A 457-nucleotide genomic window follows, 5' to 3' on the forward strand; every position below is an offset into this window, starting at 1 on the left:
ACGTACCCCTATAACTCTGAGGAAAGTATTTCCCCCTCTGCTGAAAAAGAAGAGGAAGCGATCCCTGCTATCTTTTTGAGGCTCGAAAATGTGCTGCTTCGCGCTGTTTCAATTGAACGCAACTACAATCGTGTGAACGACGAAATCGATCGACTGGAAGCTTTTAGAAGCCGGATTAATTTGCGTGAGAACATGCTCGATAATGTCTCCGTTATTTCCCCGCCTTTCACCAATCCACAATCTGTCAATTTGCCTGTGAAGGTCACCACATTCATTTTCGGGGTGTTTGGATTGGCTCTTGGCTTAATGGCGGCATTGCTCGCCGAAGGAAGGATGCCAAAAAAGGTGCCCGCGCCCCCAAATCCTGTTAAGTCAAAAAGACGGCCGAGGCGCTAATAAGTGGGCTTGCGGGGAAAAGAAAATGCCAAAATTGCGATTTTCATGCCTTCTTTTGCCG

Annotated in this window: 1 protein-coding gene; it reads left to right on the forward strand. The window is 47.5% G+C overall.

The window, feature by feature from the left end:
- The coding region (locus tag AB9F27_RS22080; protein WP_369758231.1) for a hypothetical protein at positions 1-396 on the forward strand (396 nt) is incomplete at its 5' end.
- Between the last annotated feature and the right edge of the window lie 61 nt (positions 397-457).

Origin of the sequence: Falsihalocynthiibacter sp. CO-5D18, from assembly GCF_041205445.1 — a bacterium.
GTDB lineage: Bacteria > Pseudomonadota > Alphaproteobacteria > Rhodobacterales > Rhodobacteraceae > Falsihalocynthiibacter > Falsihalocynthiibacter arcticus.